General features: G+C 61.0%; 18 protein-coding genes. 16 read left to right on the top strand and 2 right to left on the bottom strand.

The genetic code is table 11. From position 1 onward, the window contains the following. Positions 1-6: 6 nt before the first annotated feature. Both KUV39_RS00980 and KUV39_RS00975 read right to left on the bottom strand, forming a co-directional pair. Entirely contained in the window at positions 7-1,275 is a 1,269-nt protein-coding gene (locus KUV39_RS00980; protein WP_008560860.1) for a vWA domain-containing protein, read from the bottom strand. Next, complete coding sequence (locus KUV39_RS00975) at positions 1,275-2,180, bottom strand: AAA family ATPase (protein ID WP_050673666.1); 906 nt, start codon at positions 2,178-2,180, stop codon at positions 1,275-1,277. The genes KUV39_RS00980 and KUV39_RS00975 overlap by 1 nt, the downstream gene beginning before the upstream one ends. Positions 2,181-2,567: 387 nt before the next feature. Between KUV39_RS00975 and KUV39_RS00970 the strand changes: the two genes are divergently transcribed. The 16 genes from KUV39_RS00970 to radA all read left to right on the top strand — a co-directional run bounded on the left by KUV39_RS00970 (position 2,568) and on the right by radA (position 19,741). Continuing rightward, a complete protein-coding gene (locus tag KUV39_RS00970; RefSeq protein ID WP_222458693.1) occupies positions 2,568-3,599 on the top strand; it encodes a glycosyltransferase family 2 protein in 1,032 nt (343 codons plus the stop codon). Beyond that, positions 3,596-4,225 (top strand): sulfotransferase, encoded by a 630-nt coding sequence (locus KUV39_RS00965; protein ID WP_222458692.1) that lies wholly within the window; start codon positions 3,596-3,598, stop codon positions 4,223-4,225. The genes KUV39_RS00970 and KUV39_RS00965 overlap by 4 nt, the downstream gene beginning before the upstream one ends. After that, a complete protein-coding gene (locus KUV39_RS00960) occupies positions 4,225-6,627 on the top strand; it encodes a glycosyltransferase family 2 protein (RefSeq protein WP_222458691.1) in 2,403 nt (800 codons plus the stop codon). The genes KUV39_RS00965 and KUV39_RS00960 overlap by 1 nt, the downstream gene beginning before the upstream one ends. A 3-nt stretch (positions 6,628-6,630) precedes the next feature. Further along, positions 6,631-7,362 (top strand): FkbM family methyltransferase, encoded by a 732-nt coding sequence (locus KUV39_RS00955; protein ID WP_222458690.1) that lies wholly within the window; start codon positions 6,631-6,633, stop codon positions 7,360-7,362. 4 nt (positions 7,363-7,366) lie between these two features. Beyond that, the gene (locus tag KUV39_RS00950) at positions 7,367-8,440 is read left to right on the top strand and encodes a glycosyltransferase family 2 protein (protein ID WP_222458689.1); all 1,074 of its coding nucleotides are present in this window, start codon (positions 7,367-7,369) and stop codon (positions 8,438-8,440) included. Positions 8,441-8,600: 160 nt separating this feature from the next. After that, the gene (locus KUV39_RS00945; RefSeq protein ID WP_008559883.1) at positions 8,601-9,560 is read left to right on the top strand and encodes a hypothetical protein; all 960 of its coding nucleotides are present in this window, start codon (positions 8,601-8,603) and stop codon (positions 9,558-9,560) included. Between the two features lie 81 nt (positions 9,561-9,641). Then, positions 9,642-10,682: a dihydroorotase gene (gene pyrC / locus KUV39_RS00940; RefSeq protein ID WP_222458688.1), complete on the top strand. Its 1,041-nt coding sequence runs from the start codon at positions 9,642-9,644 to the stop codon at positions 10,680-10,682. Between the two features lie 75 nt (positions 10,683-10,757). After that, on the top strand, positions 10,758-11,438 hold the full coding sequence (locus tag KUV39_RS00935) for an orotate phosphoribosyltransferase (protein WP_037302886.1): 681 nt from the start codon (positions 10,758-10,760) through the stop codon (positions 11,436-11,438). A gap of 412 nt (positions 11,439-11,850) precedes the next feature. Further along, a complete protein-coding gene (locus tag KUV39_RS00930; RefSeq protein WP_222458687.1) occupies positions 11,851-13,362 on the top strand; it encodes a replicative DNA helicase in 1,512 nt (503 codons plus the stop codon). Between the two features lie 249 nt (positions 13,363-13,611). Beyond that, complete coding sequence (locus KUV39_RS00925) at positions 13,612-14,565, top strand: isopenicillin N synthase family dioxygenase (protein ID WP_222458686.1); 954 nt, start codon at positions 13,612-13,614, stop codon at positions 14,563-14,565. A gap of 30 nt (positions 14,566-14,595) precedes the next feature. Further along, positions 14,596-15,633, top strand: a complete 1,038-nt coding sequence (gene alr, locus KUV39_RS00920) for an alanine racemase (protein WP_008559981.1) — start codon at positions 14,596-14,598, stop codon at positions 15,631-15,633. Then, entirely contained in the window at positions 15,630-16,430 is an 801-nt protein-coding gene (locus KUV39_RS00915; protein WP_008562082.1) for an MlaE family ABC transporter permease, read from the top strand. Before alr ends, KUV39_RS00915 begins: the two co-directional genes overlap by 4 nt. Continuing rightward, positions 16,427-17,173 (top strand): ABC transporter ATP-binding protein, encoded by a 747-nt coding sequence (locus KUV39_RS00910; RefSeq protein WP_008562136.1) that lies wholly within the window; start codon positions 16,427-16,429, stop codon positions 17,171-17,173. Before KUV39_RS00915 ends, KUV39_RS00910 begins: the two co-directional genes overlap by 4 nt. Positions 17,174-17,242: 69 nt before the next feature. Further along, the gene (locus KUV39_RS00905; protein ID WP_222458685.1) at positions 17,243-17,611 is read left to right on the top strand and encodes a hypothetical protein; all 369 of its coding nucleotides are present in this window, start codon (positions 17,243-17,245) and stop codon (positions 17,609-17,611) included. A 143-nt stretch (positions 17,612-17,754) separates the two neighbouring features. Next, positions 17,755-18,201 (top strand): paraquat-inducible protein A, encoded by a 447-nt coding sequence (locus KUV39_RS00900; protein ID WP_222458684.1) that lies wholly within the window; start codon positions 17,755-17,757, stop codon positions 18,199-18,201. Positions 18,202-18,376: 175 nt separating this feature from the next. Next, positions 18,377-19,741: a DNA repair protein RadA gene (gene radA / locus KUV39_RS00895; protein ID WP_008561284.1), complete on the top strand. Its 1,365-nt coding sequence runs from the start codon at positions 18,377-18,379 to the stop codon at positions 19,739-19,741. Positions 19,742-19,761: the final 20 nt, after the last annotated feature.

Below are 19,761 nucleotides of genomic sequence, written 5' to 3'. Positions count from 1 at the left end.
GAGGGGCTAATCAGCGTCTGCTGCCAGCATGGACAGCAGGCGCTGCTTTTCCCCGGTGTCGCCCTCGTCACTGAGGGCGGCCGCCAGATCATCCAGAGCCGCGATCGAATGACCTGCGCGAAAGCTGTCGACATGCGGCAGCATCGCCTGAATGCCGCGCGCCTTGGGCGCAAAGCCGTCAAAGCGTAGCAATGGATTGAGCCAGATCAGCCGCCTTGACGACAGGTGCAGGCGCTGCATTTCAGCGCTGAGCTGGTCAGGATCGTCCCGGTCCAACCCGTCCGTGATCAGCAGAACAACGGCCCCCTGCCCCATCACCCTGCGGGACCAGTCGCGGTTGAAGTCATGCAGGCAAGCCCCGATCCGGGTGCCGCCCTCCCAGTCCTGGGCCTCGGCCCCTGCGGCGGCGAGCGCTGCATCCACATCGCGCTCTGCCAGGTGACGGGTGATGTTGGTGAGCCGCGTGCCAAAGGTGAACCCATGCACCCGCGCCCAGCCCGGCCCTTTGCGGTTGGCCACCGCATGCAGGAAATGCAGGATCAGCCGGGAATATTGGCTCATCGAGCCGGAGATATCGCAGATAACCACAAGATTTGGCCAGCGCAGGCGCTGATCGGCACGCGCCAATGTGGTGATTTCACCCCCCTTGCGCGCCGCCGCCTGCATGGTGCGACGCCAGTTGATCCGGCGGCCCTGCCCTGACGGCACCAGACGCCGCGAGCGGATCGGCCGGATCGGCAGCTGCATCTTCGCCAGCATGCGTTTGGCGTCTGCGATTTCAGCGGTGCTCATCTGTTCGAAATCCAGTTGGCGCAGCCGTTCCTCGCTGGACATGGTCAATTCGGCATTCAAGTCCAGCTGCGCGGGCGGTTCCGGCTGTTCAGTGTCTGGCAGATCCGGCGCGCCAGCCCCATCTAGCAGCGCCTCAGCCGCGCGTTTCTGCGCTGGCTTCGCTGGCTTTTCTTCCTGCGTGCCGCGGATCGCAGGCAGCATCGCCGCCATCATATGTTCAAGAAACCGGGGATCACGCCAGTATAGACGAAAGATCTGCGCAAATACGGTCCTATGTTCCGGCTTTGACACAAAACAGGCATGCAAGGTCCAGTAAAAATCCTGCCGGGAGGTAAAGCCCGCAGCGGCAACAGCCGCGACCGCCTCGCTGACGCGGCCAGGGCTGATCGGCAGGCCCGCCCTGCGCAAAGCCCGCGCAAAATGGGTAATGTTCTGTGCCAGGCGTGGGTTCTCTGGCAGGGGGAGTGGCGGATACTCGGGCATCAGGTCCGGTCTTGGCGAGACGGATCCACGCTCGCCTCGTTGATATTGGCGCGGGCCTGATCGAGGATGCGTTTGGCTTCGGAGCCCTGCAGACGGGTGATATCATCCTGATATTTCAGGATCGCGCCAAGAGTGTCGGCAATCACTTCGGGCGAAAGGTCAATCACATCAAGGGCCAGCAAGCAGTTCGCCCAATCTATGGTTTCTGCGATACCGGGATGTTTGAACAGATCTTCGGTGCGCAACGCCTGCACAAAGGCCACCACCTCCTGCGAGAGGCGGGGCGCGAGATCCGGGGCGCGGGCAGTGAGGATCTGCATTTCACGGTCAAAATCCGGATAATCCACCCAATGATAAAGACAGCGCCGTTTCAGGGCGTCGTGCACCTCGCGGGTGCGGTTGGATGTTACGATCACGATGGGGGGCTCTGGGGCCTTGACGGTGCCAAGTTCGGGGATCGTCACCTGAAAATCAGACAGCGCCTCAAGAAGGAACGCCTCGAAGGGTTCATCCGTGCGGTCCAGCTCGTCAATCAGCAGCACGGGCGCGCCGCGCGGGTCGGGTTGCATCGCCTCCAACAGAGGGCGGCGGATGAGATAATCATCGCCAAAGAGTTCCGCCTGCAATGCATCGCGGTCCGCGCCTGTGTTGCTTGCCTCGGCGGTGCGGATTGCGATCATCTGAGCGGCGAAATTCCACTCGTACACAGCGCTTGCCGCATCCAGCCCCTCGTAGCATTGCAACCGGATCAGACGGCGACCCAAAGCCGTGGCGAGCGTTTTGGCAATCTCTGTTTTGCCGACGCCCGCCTCGCCCTCCAGAAACAGGGGACGGCCGAGTTTGAGAGACAGGAACACCACAGTGGCGAGACCCCGGTCTGCAACATAGCCCTGCGCAGCCAGCATCTGTTCGACCGCATCAATTGACCCGGGCAGATCCGTTGATCCACCCACCCCGGTTTCTGACTGCCCGCTGGCAGCGCGGTCCTGCGTCATCTGTGCTCTCCTCCACGTTTGATGGCAGTGGGCCATGCCACCACCCACCGGTCAAGCGTTTGCGCCTGCCACTTTGGTCCAATAGGCAACACCAGCAGGCCAACCGAATGCAGCAGACCGGGGTTGCATTGACCCCTGACCATGCCGATGCGATGACGGGGACAAGCAACTGAAATGCAACGTCTTCGCCACCTGACGCCCGCCACAGGAGAGCCCCGCTCGCCGCTGCGGTCCAGACTTGGGCGGGATGTCATCGGCAGGCAGACCCGGAAAAACCGGTCGCGAGCAGGAGAGAGCATGCGCATCGCCGCAGTGACATGTGTCAAGAACGAAGGCCCCTTCCTGTTGGAATGGATCGCCTATCATCGCCTCCTCGGGGTTAGCGATTTTCTGTTTTATTCCAACGATTGCAGTGACGGGACCGACCTTCTTTTGACGGCGCTCGCGGAGCGCGGACTGGTGCAGCATCTTCCCAACCCGGCGGAGGGGCGCAACTATCAGATGGAGGCGCTGAAACACGCCCGCCATCAGCCGGTTGTGCAAGGCGCTGATTGGGTCTGGATTGCGGATGTGGACGAGTTCGTGAACATTCATGTGGGCGATCATAGCTTTGCCGCCCTGATCGAAGCCGCGGGCGACGTGCAGGCGATCTCTGTCACCTTCCAGTTCTTTGCCAACTGCGGCATCCAAAGGTTTGAAGACAGGCCCGTGATTGCGCAGTTTGATCGCTCTCACACCCCGGATCTGTGGAACGGACAGACCGCAATCGAGGTCAAAACCCTCGTGCGCAAGGATTTTCCGCTACAGTACTACGGCGCGCATCGTCCGTTCTTTTCGGCCAAACTTGCCAAGTCCGAGCGCCCCCGCTGGGCCGATGGATCCGGTCGCGCGGTGCCACATCGTTTCCTGATGACGTCCTCACAGGACTGGATCCGCAAATTTCCGGCACGGGGTGCGCGTCGTCTTGCGACACTGAACCATTATGCGCTGCGCTCTCTCGACAGCTATCTGGTCAAAAACGATCGGGGCGACGTGAACCGCGAGCATCGTGATTTTGATCTTGGCTACTGGCAGGCGCGCAATGATCCGGCCTGGCAGGACCGCTCTATCCAACGGCATCTGCCTGCCCTGACAGACGCGCTTGCAGATCTGATGGCGGATCCAGAGATCGCCCGACTGCACCACCTCTGTGTGGATCGCCACCGGGCGCGCTGTGCCGAATTGATGCAGATGCCCGCGTACCGCAGCCTGCGCCAGTCGCTGCTGGACACCCCCGCCATGCCCGCTGCGGAATGCGCCCTGATCAAAGAACTGGAGGCCACGACATGAGCCTGAAGGTCATCAACCTTGGCCTGCCGAAATCCGGCACCACGACGCTTGGCAAGGCACTGGAGGCAGCGGGCTATCGTGTGGCCGACCACCGCTTGCGCGCCCGTGAAGAAGACACGCCGGGCAAGCGGCGCATTTTTGTTGGCGGCCTGCTTTATCGCGGGCTCTACGATCACGGAGATCCGATGGCGCTGATGCGGGAGTACGATGCGCTTTCAGAAATCTCCTTTATTCACGGCAAGTTCTCGGTCTGGCCGCAGTTCGACTTTGCCATGCTGCAAGCCATCCGTGCCTGCCATCCCGACGTCAGGTTCATCGCAACGCGCCGCGATCCTGTTGCCCATTCCAAGTCGATCATGCGCTGGAACAACCTAGGCAGCCGTCGTCTGCCCGCCAGCACCGTGCCCGGCCTGCCCATTGGCTATGGCAAGTCAGAGGAACAGCAGCAGCGCTGGATTGAGGGCCATTATGAGGCGCTTGCGCATTGGTTCCGCGATGATCCTGCCTACCTAGAAGTCGACGTGAGCGCCCCCGACGCTCAATCGCAGGTCGCCGCCCATGTGGGCCGGGATCTGCCGTGGTGGGGCAAGGCCAATGTCAACCGCAAGGCAGAGGGCGACAGCTGATGCGCATCGATCTTCATATCGGGCCTGACCACCTTGGCGCGGAGCGTGTCCAGCGGATGCTGGCAGACCGGCGTGACCTTCTGCTGCAAGGGGGCGTTCTATTTCCCCGTGCCCCCGGCAGGCGCAATCACACCCGCTTGTTCATGGCCATCACCGACCCCGACCACATTGATCCGCTGCGGTACAATCGCGGGTTTCGCGACGGCGACACCCAGGCCGCGCTGCGGGCTGCGCTGAAAGATGATCTGTCGCGGGAGATAGACGCTGCGCGGCCTCAGCGCCTGATCCTGTCTGCGGCCCAGCTGGCCAGTCAACTGCACCGCCCTGCAGAGATTGAGCGTCTGTTCGATTTTCTGCGCCAGTTTGGGGACGACATCCGCATCACCGCAATTGTCCCCAGCGCCTCTGAAGGCGTGCTGCGCACCTATGCGGCCCAATTGCAGGAGGGACGTGCAATCGGACTGGACCGTGATCTGGCGCTTATGGAGACGGGCGCAGGTTGGTGGCAGTCCTGCATTGACGATATGTCCAGACGCAAGGTGGATCCGCGGGCTGGGCTGTTTGAGGCCACCCAGATTGCGCCATTCTGGCTTGACTACCATGCGATGGAACAGGCCTGGGCGGCGGTATTTGGGGCAGATGCCGTGCGGCTTTTCAGCCATGACGCCGCGCAGATCTACGATCGTTCGGCAACCGATCATCTGGCGACGTGTTTTGACCTAACGATGCCTCTTGGTCGCGCAGGCAAGGCAGAGCAGCCAGATGTTCCCTCCTGGGCCACGCTGGCGCGGTGGCGGCGACTGAACCAGCGGATCCTGCAGTTGCTGCAGGCCAGACCGGACATGATTGTCCCGCGCGCAACCTGGCGCACTGTGCTGGCGGACCAGACACTTGCAGGCAGCGGCCCTTCTGAGGCAGATCTGTCTGCGCTTGACCGTCATTTTGCAGATCAGAACCGCGCCCTTGTGCAGGCTCATCCCGGATTGCGCCCCGCGCTGCTCTTGGGCTTTGCGGACACTATGGGTGCAGATGGCCCCCTCAGCTGGACAGAGGCAGACGCCGAAGAGGGGTATCGCGCAAGTCACGCCCTGCTTGCAGCCCTGCCCCGCCTTGAAAAAGCCAGTGCCGAAGCGCGCGACGCGCGGGGACTTGTGCCTGTGAAGCCGCCCGCGACCGCAAAAGCCAAACCCGCCACAGCCGCCCAGCGCCTCGCCCCGCTGTCAGACGGTGCAAGGGACCTCTTGCCGCCACAGGCACTCGCCAACCTGGACAAGCTGCGTCAATCACCACTTGCGCCACACAACACGATGGGTCAGCTGGATGAAACTGTTGAGCGCCCACCCTTTGCCCCGCTGAGCCCCCGCGCGCTGCCTGAGGGCAGCACAGGCGCCGTGATTGTCGGCTGCATGAAGAACGAAGCGCCCTATATCGTTGAATGGGTCGCCTATCATCGCGCGATAGGTGTGGACAACTTTCTGATTTACACCAACGGGTGTGAGGATGGCACCAGCGAGATCCTTGATCGCTTGCAGGACATGGGCGTTGTGCAGCATCGCAAAAATGACGACTGGCGCGGCAATTCTCCGCAGCAATTTGCCCTGAACCAGTCGCTGAAAGAACCGCTGATCCGCAATGCGGACTGGGTCATTCACATAGACGTGGATGAGTTCATGAATATTCGCTGCGGCAACGGCACCCTGCCCGATCTGTTTGCCGCAGTGCCAGATGCCAGCAATATTGCGATGACCTGGCGGCTGTTTGGTCACAACGACCAGACCACGCTGCGCGATGATTTCGTGATCGACCAATTCGACAGCTGCGCGCCCAAATTCTGCCCCAAGCCACACACGGTCTGGGGGTTCAAAACCATGTTCCGCAACATTGGCGCCTATCAGAAGATCAGCTGCCACCGGCCCAACAAGCTGCTGGAAGATCAGCGTGGCGCGGTCAAATGGGTCAATGGCTCAGGTCAGGACATGACCGAGGAGGCCGTGGACAACGGCTGGCGCAACTCCCGGCGCAGCATCGGCTATGACCTGATCCAGCTCAATCACTACGCGCTGCGGTCGGCAGAGAGTTTTCTGATCAAACGCCAACGCGGCCGCGCGCTGCATGTGGATCGCTCGATCGGGCTCAACTACTGGATCCGGATGGATTGGAACGACCACAAGGATCTGACCATCAAACGCAACCTGCCGCGGCTTCGCGCGGAATATGACCGCTTGATGCAGGATGATATCCTGCGCAATCTGCATGAGGACGGTCTGAACTGGCATCGCGCAAAGGTCGCAGAGCTGCACAAGACCCCAGAATTCGAAGAGCTGTTCTTTCAGGCTCTCAAGGTCAAGCTGCGAGCAGATGAGCGGGTCGCCTATGCGCTGGCCCTGGATATGGAGAGCTGAGACATGGCTGAGGCAGAAATCGAGACGTCATCCGAGCGGCAGAAAAAAGGCCAGTCCGGCGCTGCTGAAAAGCATCTCAAATGTCTTGGCATGCGCTTTCCCTGGGCGCCGGACATCGTGCCGCCACGGGTGCGCAAGATGCTGCGGGCGGGCACCTACGAGGCTAAGGAAGCACAGGCCGCTCAGCAGCTTATCAAACCGGGTGATGTCGTGATGGAGCTTGGTGGTGGCATCGGCTTCATGTCCACCCTGGTCGCCACCAAGACAGAAGCTGCATCTGTCCATTCCTACGAGGCAAACCCCCACCTCATCCCCTACATCCGGCGCGTTCACGCGGCCAATGGCGTCACCAACGCCTATCTGACCCACGCTGTTCTGGCCCCCAAAGCGGGCAAGCAGACCTTTTATGTGCGGGAGAATTTTCTGGCATCCTCGCTCTCTGCGATGGAGGATGAGCCGCATCAGGAGGAGGTCGACGTTCCGGCGCTCGACATGAATGCGGTGATTGCGGAGCTGAAGCCCAGTGTTCTGATCTGCGATATCGAGGGCGCCGAGGCGGATCTATTGCCACAGATGGATCTGAGCGGCTTGCGCGCGGTTCTGATCGAAACCCACCCTCAGTGGATTGGCAAAGAGGGCATCCGACGGCTGTTTGCCTGTCTGGATGCTGCGGGGTTGGTGTTTTACCCGCGCTGGTCCCATGGCAAGGTAGCGGTCTTCCGCTCTGATTGGTGATCCGATGCGCAGCCTCGCCATCCTGACCCAACGCAACGAAGGCGCGTTTCTGCTGGAATGGATCGCCCACCACAAGGCCGTCGGCTTTAGCGATATTCTGGTGCTGTCCAATGATTGCCAAGATGGCAGCGACCGGATGCTCGACCGTCTGGAAGACCTGGGCCATATCACCCATCTGCGGAACGATCCCCCCTATGACAAGAGCGGGATCCAGTTCGCGGCTCTGAAAAAGGCAGACAAGCACCGGCTGACCCGCAAGGCAGACTGGATCCTTGCGCTGGACATCGATGAGTTCGTCAACATCCACACGGGCAACGGTCAGATCAGTGACCTGTTGGAGGCCCTGCCGGATGCAGATGCCGTGACATTGACCTGGCGTCTGTTCGGCAATGGGGACACCATCCGCTACGAAGACCGCCCCGTGACCGAGCAGTTTTTGCGCTGTGCTCCGGAGGTGATCCACTGGCCGTGGCGGGCGGCGATGTTCAAGACGCTTTATCGCAACGACGGCACCTATCGCAAAACCGGTGTGCACCGGCCCCGCAGCCCCGCCGACGAGGCCGCGCTTGACAGCCATCGCTGGTTTGACGGCTCGGGCCGCGAACTCGACAGCAGTTTCAAGACGCAGCGGGTGTTTTCCAACTACGGGCAAGCCAACTTTGATCTGGTGCAACTCAACCACTATCCGCTTGGCGCGATGGAAAGCTATGTGCTCAAGGCGGATCGTGGCCGTGCCGTTCACAGCAGTGACCAACTTGGCATGGATTACTGGGTCGAGCGCAATTTCAACACGGACGAGGACAACAGCATCAACCGCTATGCACCAGCACGCCGGGCCATCAGTGATCTGCTGTTTGCCGATGGCAAACTCGCCAAGCTGCACGCCCGTGCGGTCGACTGGCGCCACGGCCGGTTTCGTCAGCTGATGCAGCAAGACCAGTACCGGACCTTGTTTTCGCGCCTCATGATGACGCCGCCCTCGCGTCTGATCAGCCCAACCACTGCCCAGACATTGGCAGGATTTGCCGCCCTGGCCCGCCAGGCCGGCCCCGACCCTCAGGACAGCGCAGACGGCTGAGGTCCCCTCGTCCGGCGGGCGCGCAGTGCTGTTCCCCGGCACCGGAGGCCTGCAAAGCGGCCTTACAATTTCCAATTTTAGCCTTATTTCGCCCTTAGAAATGAACGGCGAAACCCATCCATGCGCGGCCCCCTTCCGTGCAGGGCAAAAGGACAAGGCAATGCAGCAGGATACGATGGACACGCTGGACGAAGATCTGTCCGGGCTGAAACCCGTCCAGTGGCAGGCCCGCATGGCTGCACTGGCCGAAGAAAACGGCATGTATCAGCCGCTGGGAAATCGCCATTTCGCCACGTTCATTGATCAGGGAAACACGCTCCTGGTCAGCTTTGAAACGATCCAGGGCATTCACAACCTCTCTGACGTGGCACAGCCTTTGGGCTTTGATCTGGTCAAGAACCTCGGCTGGTCGCATCTGTGCCTTGTCTCCAACGGGGACACCTGGTTTCGCAACGAACGCATCTTTGGATTTTTCGACCAGCTGATCGACGATGGCTTTTTCGAGGAATTCGACAAGGTCGTATTCTATGGCGCTGGCCCCTGCGGTTATGCGGCGGCCGCCTTTTCGGTTGCTGCGCCTGGTGCAACGGTTGTCGCGATCCAGCCGCAGGCCACGTTGGATCCGGCAATCGCGGGCTGGGACGAGCGCTTTAGCGAAGAACGTCGCCTCGATTTCACCAGCCGCTATGGCTATGCGCCAGACATGATGGATGCAGCGCAGGAGGGGTTTGTCCTTTATGATCCACACCAGCACCTCGACGCCATGCACGCAGCGCTTTTTGCGCGCAAGAATGTAACCCGGCTGGCGCTGCCAAATCTCGGTGGCACGGTGCAAACCCGCCTGATCGAGATGGAGATCCTCTACAACACCATCGCCCTCGCCGGGGCAGGCAAGCTCACCAAGCGGCGGTTCTTTCAGCTTTACCGCGCGCGGCGCAACAATGCGGCCTACCTGCGCAACGTGATGGCGCGGCTTGATCAGGATGACAGGCCCTATCTGGTCACGCTCCTGTGTCGCAACGTGGCCCAAAGAATGCGTGCCCCGAGGTTCCGCCGTCGCCTGCAGAACCTGGAAAAACGTGCCGAAGCGGGCGAGTTCAGACTGCCGCCAAGCCGATGAGCCGCGTTCACTGAGCCCGCAGCAAACGCTGCGTCAAAAGCCTCGCTTCCCTCATGGGCAACCTTGTGCTACGCGAGCGCCATGACCGTTCAGCTCACCATCCCCCGCCCCGATGACTGGCACCTGCACCTGCGCGACGGCGCCATGCTGCAGGCCGTCCTGCCCGAAACTGCCCGTGATTTTGCCCGTGCGATCATCATGCCAAACCTGGTGCCCCCGGTGGTGAAAGGTGCAGATGCGGCAGCATATCGCGACCGGATCCTGGCCGCCCTGCCAGAGGGGATGACCTTTGAGCCGTTGATGACGCTCTACCTCACCGAAGATACCGATCCCGAGGATCTGGCGGCAGCCCATGCATCGGGCCTGGTGAAGGCAGTCAAACTGTACCCAGCAGGCGCCACCACCAACTCGGCCTCTGGTGTGCGTGACTTCGACAAGGTGCGCCCGGTTCTGGACAAGATGGCAGAGATCGGCCTGCCGCTGTGCACCCATGGCGAGGTGACAGACCACGACATCGACATCTTCGACCGCGAGGCCGTTTTCATTGACCGTGTGCTGGACCCGATCCGCCGCTCAACCCCCGGCCTGCGCGTGGTGATGGAACATATCACCACCAAAAACGCAGTCGATTATGTGGCAAGCCAGGACAAGGATCTGGGTGCGACGATCACCACGCACCACCTGATCATCAACCGCAACCACATCCTCGTTGGTGGCATCAAACCCCACTACTATTGCCTGCCCGTGGCCAAACGTGAAGAACACCGTCTGGCGTTGCGAGCCGCCGCCACCTCAGGCGACAGGCGCTATTTCCTCGGCACCGACTCTGCCCCGCACACCGACCCCAACAAGCTCAGCGAATGCGGCTGTGCCGGCTGCTTTACGGCACCCAACACGATGCCGTTGCTCGCCCATGTGTTCGAAGAAGAAAACGCGCTCGACAAACTGGCAGGCTTTGCCTCTGAAAACGGCCCGGCCTTCTACCGCCTGCCCGTCAACAGCGAAAGCCTGACGCTTGAAAAACAGGCCACGCCCGTTGCCTTCCCCCAGAAGATCGAAACCCAAGACGGCCCCGTCACGGTGTTCGACCCCGGCTTTGACGTGTTCTGGAAAGTCGCCTGATCTTCCACCTGCCCAAATTATCCCCGCCGGAGGCAAATGCCACCGGCGACCCGCGCTGCCCCAAAGGATGAGCCCATGATCCCTACCTCCTACCCCTCCCGCGAAGAGATTGCGCGTCTTTCGGCGCGTATGCTGCTGGAAATCGGTGCCGTGAACTTCAACACGGAAACGCCCTATACGCTCGCATCGGGTCTGCCCTCACCGAGCTACATCGACTGCCGCAAGCTGATCTCCTTTCCTCGCATCCGTACCACGCTGATGGATTTCCTGACCGTGACCGTGATGCGCAATGCGGGTTTTGAAGCGTTTGACAATATCGCAGGCGGTGAAACGGCAGGCATTCCCTTTGGTGCGCTGGTCGCCGAGCGGATGGCGCTGCCGATGACCTATGTGCGCAAAAAACCCAAAGGCTATGGCCGCAATGCGCGCATCGAAGGGGTGATGAGCGAAGGCCAGCGCGTGCTGCTGGTCGAGGACATGACCACCGATGGCGGCTCTAAACTGTCCTTTGTCGATGCGATCCGCGAAACCGGCGCAGACTGCGGCCATACTGCAGTGATTTTCTATTACGACATCTTCCCCGAAACCACCAAACGCCTGGGCGACCACGGTGTGGAGCTGCACTATCTGTGCACCTGGTGGGATGTTCTGGCCGAAGCCAAGGCACAGAAGAGCTTCAGCGAAGAGACGCTGAATGAGGTCGAGAAATTCCTGAACGATCCGCGCGCCTGGCAGGATGCGCATAAATCCGCCTGATGCCCCTTGGCGGCCCGGCGTGGCCGCCTCATTAGGTTCAGTGACAGACGGGCGGCGCAGCACCTGTGTCGCCCGTTTTCATTGAGCCAGCCCCGCTGCGCCCTGGATGCAGGCCAAGGCGCAGACACCTTTGTCACCACATATCGGCGCTGATGGCGGCACCTGTCGCTAGATGCTGACCGCCTGCACCGACCGATCACCAAGGCACGGCAATCCTGCGCGTTGACGGATTTGCGTGGATCTGCAGCCAGCAGATGGTTTTCCACAGATGCCCCACAGGGCAGCCCCCGAGTTATTCATAGGGTTGCGCACAGGCCAAAGGCACCTTACCCACACAAAACCCACAGGGTTTTCCAGATAGCCAGACCGGGGCCTGATCCTCTATAAATCGGGTCCAACAACGAGAGCCGCAATGAACGACATCACGCCTTTTGACCCCAATCTGCCCGCCGCCCCCAAGGGCGAAGACGCCGCAGACGATGATGCCAGCATCCTGCCCCACTCTGTTGAGGCCGAACAGCAGCTTCTGGGCGCGATCCTGACCAATAACGATATCTACGACCGGGTGGCCTCTATCATCAACTCGGCGCATTTCTATGATCCGGTCCACGCCAGAATCTATGAAATCGCGGCCGCTCGCATTTCCAAGAACGCGCTGGCCTCTCCCGTGACCCTCAAGGCGTTCATGGAGGACGACGAAGGGCTCAAGGAACTGGGCGGGCCGGCCTATCTGGCCAAGCTCGCTGGCGCGTCGATCTCCGCCTTTGCGGTGCGGGACTATGCACAGATGATCTATGATCTGGCGATCCGGCGCGAGCTGATTGCCCTGGGGCGCAGCATCGCGGACAAGGCGCGCCGCGTCGATGTCGCGTCCGAGCCAAAGGAACAGATCGTCGAGGCGGAACAATCGCTTTACCAGCTGGCAGAACAGGGCCAGACGGAAAGCGGCTTCAAATCCTTCCTCAAGGCCGTGACCGAGGCGGTCAACGTCACCAATGAGGCCTATCAGCGCGGCGGCGGCATGGCGGGGATTTCCACCGGCCTTGCCGACCTCGACAAACAACTTGGTGGCCTGCACCCATCGGACCTTTTGATCCTTGCGGGCCGTCCTTCGATGGGGAAAACCTCGCTTGCAACCAACATCGCCTTCAACGTGGCAAAGGCCTACAAACGGGGCGTGAAGCAGGATGGCAGCGAGGGCGCCGTTGATGGTGGCGTGGTTGGCTTCTTCTCGCTCGAAATGTCAGCAGAACAGCTGGCGGGCCGTATTTTGGCGGAAGCCTCCGAGATCTCGTCTCACAAGATCCGTCAGGGTGACATGACAGAGGAAGAGTTCCGCCGCTTTGTGCAGGCGGCAAAGGATCTCGAAAGTTGCCCGCTGTTTATCGACGACACGCCTGCCATCCCGATCTCGCAGCTGGCGGCCCGCGCACGACGTCTGAAGCGGACGCATGGGCTTGATCTTCTGGTGATCGACTATTTGCAGCTGTGCCGTGGTATGTCTGACAACCGGGTGAACGAGATTGCAGAAATCTCCATGGGCATGAAGGCCATCGCCAAGGAGCTGAACATCCCGGTGATCGCGCTGTCGCAGCTGTCGCGTCAGGTGGAAAGCCGGGAAGACAAACGCCCGCAGCTGTCTGACCTGCGTGAATCAGGCTCGATCGAACAGGATGCCGACGTCGTCATGTTCGTGTTCCGTGAAGAATACTACAAGGAACGGGAAAAGCCGGGCGATCACGAGCTGGACAAGATGGAAGAATGGAAGCAGGCGATGGAGCGACTGCACGCCAAGGCCGAAGTCATTGTCGGCAAACAGCGTCACGGTCCCATCGGCACGGTGGAGCTGTCCTTTGAGGCGCAGTTCACCCGCTTTGGCAACCTGGCCAAGGCCTGGCAGCAGGAACACGCCCCAGAGTATTGATCGTGCCATTGGCACACACAGTGCAGTCCAACCGGCGCAGCCCAACCGGCCACAAGTTCGGATTGGGCTGCTCTTCTGGCTTGACAGAATCTCGTCCACGCGGCCTTTTTCTTTCATGTGCTTGCAACAGTCACATAAAAACCGCCGTGTCATTCTGGAACGGCATTTCGGTCATCGCCGGAAACGCTTTGCGGGTTAGCGAGGGGCAATAGCGCCCCCTCTCCTTCCCACAAAGCAAAAGGCAGTTCCTTGACAGAATTTACTGAAATCCCGGTCCTTTCACTGGGTGCGCGCAGCGACGCAGAGCTTGCGTCTGCGTTTCGTGAGGCCTACGGCACCACCGGCTTTGGCTACATCAGCGACCACGGCGTTCCACAGACGCTGATTGATGCGATGTTCGACGCAGCCCGCCAGTTTCACGCAATGCCGATGGACAAGAAGATGGCCGTCGCCGTCAACAAGACCCATCGTGGCTACATCCCGATCAACACCTCGACTGACGTGAACTCGACCCTTGCGGATGTGACGAAACCCAATCAATCCGCCAGCTTCATGATGATGCGTGAAGATGCGACCGAGGATCCAGCGGTCTATCTGAGCGGGCCGAACCAATGGCCGGATCTCGACGGGTTTCGCCCAGTGCTCGAGGCTTATGCCCAGGCCATGACCGGCCTTGGTCGCCGCCTGATGCGCGTTGCGCTCTTGGCGGCTGAGGTGCGCGATCACAGCATCATGGATGCCTTTGACACGCCGACCATCTGGCTTCGGCTTTTGCACTATCCGCCCCAACCGGAACGCAGCCCCGATGACCTTTACGGCTCGGCACCGCATACGGATTTCGGATGTCTGACCCTGCTGGCGCAGGATCAGGTCGGCGGGCTGCAGGTCCGCACGCCCGCAGGTCACTGGGTCGATGCGCCCTACAAGGCTGGCACATTGGTGGTGAATGTCGGTGATATGCTGCACCGGATGAGCAACGGGCGGCTATTATCCACGCCCCATCGTGTCATCAACCGCTCCGGACGAGAGCGCCACTCCATCCCGTTTTTCTTTGATCCGCATGTGAACACGCAGATCGCTCCGCTCCCCGGCACCGGAGAGGCGCAGTTTGCCCCGATCCGTTTCGCCGATTTCCTGCGCGCTGAGCTGGAAGCGGCCTATGACGTGCACCAGCAGGAGCGCGATGAGGTGAATTCCACTTGACCCTCGCCGCCTGCATGTCATGAACACCTCATGAGTACGGCAAAACTGACAATCAATCTGGACGCGCTGGTGACCAACTGGCGCAATCTCGACGCGCTGACCAATTGCGAGACCGCAGCAGTGGTCAAAGCCAACGGCTATGGGCTGGATGCAGGCCGTGTCGGCCAGGCGCTGGCCAAGGCCGGTGCGCGCAATTTCTTTGTGGCGATCGCCGAAGAAGGCGTGGCCTTGCGCCGCGCGCTCGGGCCTGGCCCCGGCATTTCGGTTTTTGCAGGTCATATGGAGGGCGACGCCAAATTGCTGCGCGACTTCCAGCTGACGCCGATGCTCAACTCGCTTGACCAGATGCTGCGCCATTTCGAGAGCCTCCCGGGCCATGCCTTTGGCGTGCAACTTGACAGCGGAATGAACCGGCTTGGCATGGAAGCCGCCGAATGGGCAGCGGTGCGAGACATCGCATTGGGCCAGGGCCCGGTGCTGGTGATGTCGCATCTCGCCTGTGCGGATGAGCCGTCGCATCCGATGAATGCACAGCAGCTGCAGACATTCTCCGAGCTGACTGATGGGCTGGATGTGCCGCGGTCACTGTCGGCAACCGGTGGCTTGCTGCTGGGGCGCAACTACCACTTTGATCTGTGCCGCCCCGGTATCGGCCTTTATGGCGGCCAGCCCTTTGGCGACGCCTTGCCAGTGGCTCAGCTTGATCTGCCGGTGATCCAGATCCGTGATCTGGATGTGGGCGAGACCGTTGGCTATGGCAATGCCTGGAGCGCGCAACGCCCAAGCCGCATCGCGACCGTGGCGGCGGGTTATGCGGACGGGCTGCACCGTGCGCTTGGAAATGGCGGAATTTCTGTCTTTGCAGGCGACACCCCCTGCCCTGTTGCGGGCCGGGTGTCGATGGATCTGATTACCGTGGACATCACGGATTTGCCTGACAGCCCCAGCCATCTGACGATCCTGAACGAACAACAGACCGTTGACATGCTGGCCGACGCAGGCGGCACCATTGGCTATGAGATCCTGACGTCTCTCGGCAGCCGCTACGCACGGAGCTACACCGGATGAGCCATCCTTCGCCGCTCTCGCCCCTCGCACTTCTGGCGCGTCTGGGGCAAATGGTTCTGGGCGCGCTAGGCGCTGTTGGCCGGGTGGCGATCTTTGGCCTGTCGACCTTCAGCCACATGGTGCGCCCGCCCTATTACCCGCGCGAAGTGCTGAATGCGCTGCTCCAGGTCGGCTGGCTTTCGCTGCCGGTTGTGGGGCTCACGGCGATCTTTACTGGCGGCGCGCTGGCGCTGCAAATCTATGCTGGCGGGGCGCGGTTCAATGCCGAAGCCGTGGTCCCGCAGATCGTGGCGATCGGCATGGTGCGCGAACTTGGCCCTGTTCTCGTGGGTCTGATGATCGCCGCCCGCGTCACCTCTTCCATTGCGGCCGAAATCGCCACAATGAAGGTAACCGAACAGATCGACGCCCTGGTCACCCTGTCGACCCACCCGATGAAATACCTGGTCGCGCCACGGGTGCTGGCGGCGCTGCTGACGGTTCCGGTTCTCGTCGGGGTGGGTGATATCATCGGCATCATGGGCGGCTATGTGGTTGCAACGCAGAACCTGGGCTTCAACCCCGCGGCCTATCTCAAGAACACGGTTGATTTCCTCGAAGCCCGCGACATCATCTCGTCGCTGGTCAAGGGTGCGGCCTTTGGCACCATCGCCGCGACCATGGGCTGCTACTACGGCATGCAGTCCGGCCGGGGCGCCCAGGGCGTTGGACGTGCCACCAAAGGGTCGGTTGAAGCCGCAGCCGTCCTGATCCTCGCTGCCAACTTCGTTCTGACCGGGGTGTTCTTTTCGCTATGATCCGTCTGGAAAACGTCCACAAAGCCTTTGGCGACAACAAGGTGCTGCAAGGCATGACACTGGAGATCCCCAAGGGGTCCTCCATGGTGATCATCGGCGGTTCCGGCACTGGCAAATCCGTCGCACTCAAGAGCATTCTGGGGCTGATCAAACCCGATAGCGGTGAAATTCTTGTCGATGGCAAACCCGCAGACAGTGGCGATCGCGATGCCTTTCTGGCCCGCTTTGGCATGCTGTTTCAGGGGGCTGCGCTGTTTGACTCCCTCCCCGTCTGGCAGAATGTGGCCTTCCGCCTGCTGCGCGGCTCTCTCAAACGCCCGGTAGAGGAAGCCCGCGAGATCGCCATTGAAAAGCTGCGCCGTGTCGGGTTGAAGGCCGATGTCGCGGATCGCCTACCTGCGGAACTGTCGGGCGGCATGCAGAAACGTGTGGGCCTGGCGCGCGCAATTGCAGCAGAGCCGGAGATCATCTTTTTTGATGAGCCCACCACCGGCCTCGACCCGATCATGTCGGGCGTCATCAATGATCTGATCCGCGAGATCGTGGTTGAGATGGGCGCCACGGCCATGACCATCACCCACGACATGACCTCTGTCCGCGCGATTGCCGACAATGTGGCGATGCTGCACGCAGGCGTGATCCAGTGGACTGGCCCGGTGGCCGAGATGGACCAATCCGGTGATCCCTACATGGAGCAATTCATCCACGGTCGCGCGGAGGGCCCGATCGAGGCGGTGCGGTGAGGATTGGCTAAGGATTGCCTTCCACTTTATCACCTTTTTGGCTCCGCCCCGACCCCTTATGCGGTTGCGATGTCCTACATCATCCTGGCCCTGCCTGTGGTCGTCGGCCTTTCCCTGATTGCTAAACGACTGAATGGGCAAGCCTCACCCCGTGGTGCAATCGGGATCGTCTCTGCACTTCTCTGGTCCGGCCTGCTGGCGGCAAATTGGGTATCGCCCGGAGTTAGCAGCCAACTCCTGCCACAAGGCCTGAACGCATTGGTTTTTGTGCTGTTGTTCGCCAGCACCATGCTAGACTGGATCGTCCAAGCGTTTCGCAGCAAGCTGCGCCCACGCTTGAGCGATGCGTTTGTCCTCCTCCTCATTGCTGCCCTGCCCCCAGTGGCCTACGCCGCGTCCCACTTTGCTAGACCGGTCTGTCAAGACAGCTTCCAGTAAGAAACCTTGCCATCCTTTCACCTGCTCAAAGTACTTCCGCCGGACCGCAAGCGAGCCGGCTGGTGCGCGCGCTTCTGTTTTCCCCCTTTCAAATCCGGCACTAAACGCACAAGTCTTGGCGAAACCGATTAAAACGAGCCGCCATGATCCTCCGCCTCCTCACCCTCTCGCTGCTGATCCTCTACCCCATCGCCTGGTTTGCACCGCTGATGCGGGCGGGGTTGTTGCCGATTTTCGGGCTGAGCGAAATCTCGGTAGTCACCGGCCTGCAGAGCCTTTGGGGAAGTGACGTGATCCTGGCCCTCACGGTGACGGTTTTTGCGATCTTTGCGCCCTACCTCAAAACCATCGGGCTGGCGCTCGTGCAGTGGGGCCTGTTGGACGCCAAGGTGCAGCCGGTGCTGCATGTCTTGGGCAAACTGGCGATGGCGGATGTGTTTCTCATCGCGCTTTATATCACCCTGGCCAAAGGCATCGGCTATGCCACGATTGAGACCGCCTGGGGGCTTTATCTGTTTACGGGCTGTATTCTGGCGTCAATTGCCCTGTCACTTTGGACCGCGCGCCAGCTGCGCCAACAGGACGGCTAGACTGGGGCGCTGCCCCCGGCCTTCGGCCTCCCCCGGGATACTTATGGCCAGAAGATGATCTGCGTGCCCCTTCTTCTGGCCCCAAATATCCCGGAGCGCGAGGCAGCGCCTCGCATGACCGGTTTGGGGCGCCACAGCGCTTGAACAAACCGGAAACATCTGCCACAGCTAGCGCATGGCTAAGACAACATTTTCCTGCTCTGCCTGCGGAGCCTCCTTCTCAAAATGGTCCGGGCGCTGCGATGGCTGCGGCGAGTGGAACACGATCACCGAAGACAAGGGTCTGTCCAAGGGCGGGCCTGCGTCCAAATCCCTTGGCATGCGGCGCGGCAAGACCATCCCGCTGAGCGATCTGGCAACAGAGGAAACACCGCCGCCGCGCACCTGCTGTGGTGTGGGCGAGCTGGACCGTGTTCTGGGGGGCGGGCTTGTGCCTGCCTCGGCCATTTTGGTGGGTGGCGATCCGGGGATCGGTAAGTCCACGTTGCTGCTGCAGGCCGCCGCGCAGTTTGCGCGTTCGGGGCTGAAGACGATTTATGTCAGCGGCGAAGAGGCCAGCGCACAGGTGCGGATGCGTGCGCAACGCCTTGGACTGGCAGAAGCACCTGTAAAGCTCGCTGCGGAAACCAATCTGCGCGACATCCTCACAACGCTGGAGGCCGAAAGGCCGCAGCTTGCGATCATCGACTCGATCCAGACCATGTGGGCCGATCATGTGGACAGCGCGCCAGGTTCGGTAAGCCAGGTGCGCGCCGCTGCGCATGAGCTGACCACATTCGCCAAGACCAATGGCATCTCCATCATCATGGTCGGCCATGTGACCAAGGAAGGCCAGATTGCGGGCCCTCGGGTTGTTGAACATATGGTCGACACGGTTCTTTATTTCGAAGGCGAGCGCGGCCATCAGTTCCGCATCCTGCGGGCTGTCAAAAACCGCTTTGGCCCGGCAGACGAGATCGGCGTTTTCGAGATGACCGGCGGCGGGTTGAGCGAAGTTCGCAACCCCTCTGCCCTGTTTCTGTCGGAACGTGGCACGCCCTCGCCCGGCTCGGTCGTGTTTTCCGGCATCGAAGGCACCCGTCCGGTCCTGGTGGAAATGCAGGCATTGGTCGCGCCTTCCCCCCACTCCCAGCCCCGCCGGGCGGTGGTCGGCTGGGATTCCTCGCGCCTTGCAATGATCCTTGCCGTGCTTGAAGCGCGCTGCGGGATTCCCTTTGCGGGGCTTGATGTCTATCTCAACGTCGCAGGCGGCATGAAAATCTCCGAACCGGCAGCAGATCTGGCTGTTGCCGCTGCCCTTCTGAGTGCGCGCGAAGACACCGCCCTGCCCGCCGATACGGTGGTATTCGGAGAAATATCGCTCTCTGGCGCCCTGCGACCGGCCCCTCAGACCGAAAACCGGTTGAAAGAAGCGCAAAAACTTGGTTTCACGGCAGCCATAGCTCCAAGTGGTGGTAAATCCGTCGCGGTTGAGGGTCTTGCACTGCGGCAGGCCTCCGATCTGGCCGGTTTTGTTGGCGAATACTTCGGAGCTGGCTAAAGTCGCAGAAAATACGGATC

Origin of the sequence: Phaeobacter italicus, from assembly GCF_019801785.1 — a bacterium.
GTDB classification, from domain to species: domain Bacteria; phylum Pseudomonadota; class Alphaproteobacteria; order Rhodobacterales; family Rhodobacteraceae; genus Phaeobacter; species Phaeobacter italicus.
The sequence above is the reverse complement of the archived record's forward strand: the minus strand, read 5'-3'. Positions and strand labels throughout refer to the sequence as shown.

What these genes read in the sequence shown, in the direction of transcription:
- KUV39_RS00945 (WP_008559883.1), top strand. Translation starts at nt 8,601, where the DNA reads ATGCAGCAGGATACGATGGACACGCTGGACGAAGATCTGTCCGGGCTG.
- KUV39_RS00935 (WP_037302886.1), top strand. Translation starts at nt 10,758, where the DNA reads ATGATCCCTACCTCCTACCCCTCCCGCGAAGAGATTGCGCGTCTTTCG.
- alr (WP_008559981.1), top strand. Translation starts at nt 14,596, where the DNA reads ATGAGTACGGCAAAACTGACAATCAATCTGGACGCGCTGGTGACCAAC.
- KUV39_RS00975 (WP_050673666.1), bottom strand. Translation starts at nt 2,180, where the DNA reads ATGCTGGCTGCGCAGGGCTATGTTGCAGACCGGGGTCTCGCCACTGTG.
- KUV39_RS00955 (WP_222458690.1), top strand. Translation starts at nt 6,631, where the DNA reads ATGGCTGAGGCAGAAATCGAGACGTCATCCGAGCGGCAGAAAAAAGGC.
- KUV39_RS00960 (WP_222458691.1), top strand. Translation starts at nt 4,225, where the DNA reads ATGCGCATCGATCTTCATATCGGGCCTGACCACCTTGGCGCGGAGCGT.
- KUV39_RS00970 (WP_222458693.1), top strand. Translation starts at nt 2,568, where the DNA reads ATGCGCATCGCCGCAGTGACATGTGTCAAGAACGAAGGCCCCTTCCTG.
- KUV39_RS00930 (WP_222458687.1), top strand. Translation starts at nt 11,851, where the DNA reads ATGAACGACATCACGCCTTTTGACCCCAATCTGCCCGCCGCCCCCAAG.
- KUV39_RS00915 (WP_008562082.1), top strand. Translation starts at nt 15,630, where the DNA reads ATGAGCCATCCTTCGCCGCTCTCGCCCCTCGCACTTCTGGCGCGTCTG.
- KUV39_RS00980 (WP_008560860.1), bottom strand. Translation starts at nt 1,275, where the DNA reads ATGCCCGAGTATCCGCCACTCCCCCTGCCAGAGAACCCACGCCTGGCA.
- KUV39_RS00905 (WP_222458685.1), top strand. Translation starts at nt 17,243, where the DNA reads ATGTCCTACATCATCCTGGCCCTGCCTGTGGTCGTCGGCCTTTCCCTG.
- radA (WP_008561284.1), top strand. Translation starts at nt 18,377, where the DNA reads ATGGCTAAGACAACATTTTCCTGCTCTGCCTGCGGAGCCTCCTTCTCA.
- KUV39_RS00950 (WP_222458689.1), top strand. Translation starts at nt 7,367, where the DNA reads ATGCGCAGCCTCGCCATCCTGACCCAACGCAACGAAGGCGCGTTTCTG.
- pyrC (WP_222458688.1), top strand. Translation starts at nt 9,642, where the DNA reads ATGACCGTTCAGCTCACCATCCCCCGCCCCGATGACTGGCACCTGCAC.
- KUV39_RS00910 (WP_008562136.1), top strand. Translation starts at nt 16,427, where the DNA reads ATGATCCGTCTGGAAAACGTCCACAAAGCCTTTGGCGACAACAAGGTG.
- KUV39_RS00965 (WP_222458692.1), top strand. Translation starts at nt 3,596, where the DNA reads ATGAGCCTGAAGGTCATCAACCTTGGCCTGCCGAAATCCGGCACCACG.
- KUV39_RS00900 (WP_222458684.1), top strand. Translation starts at nt 17,755, where the DNA reads ATGATCCTCCGCCTCCTCACCCTCTCGCTGCTGATCCTCTACCCCATC.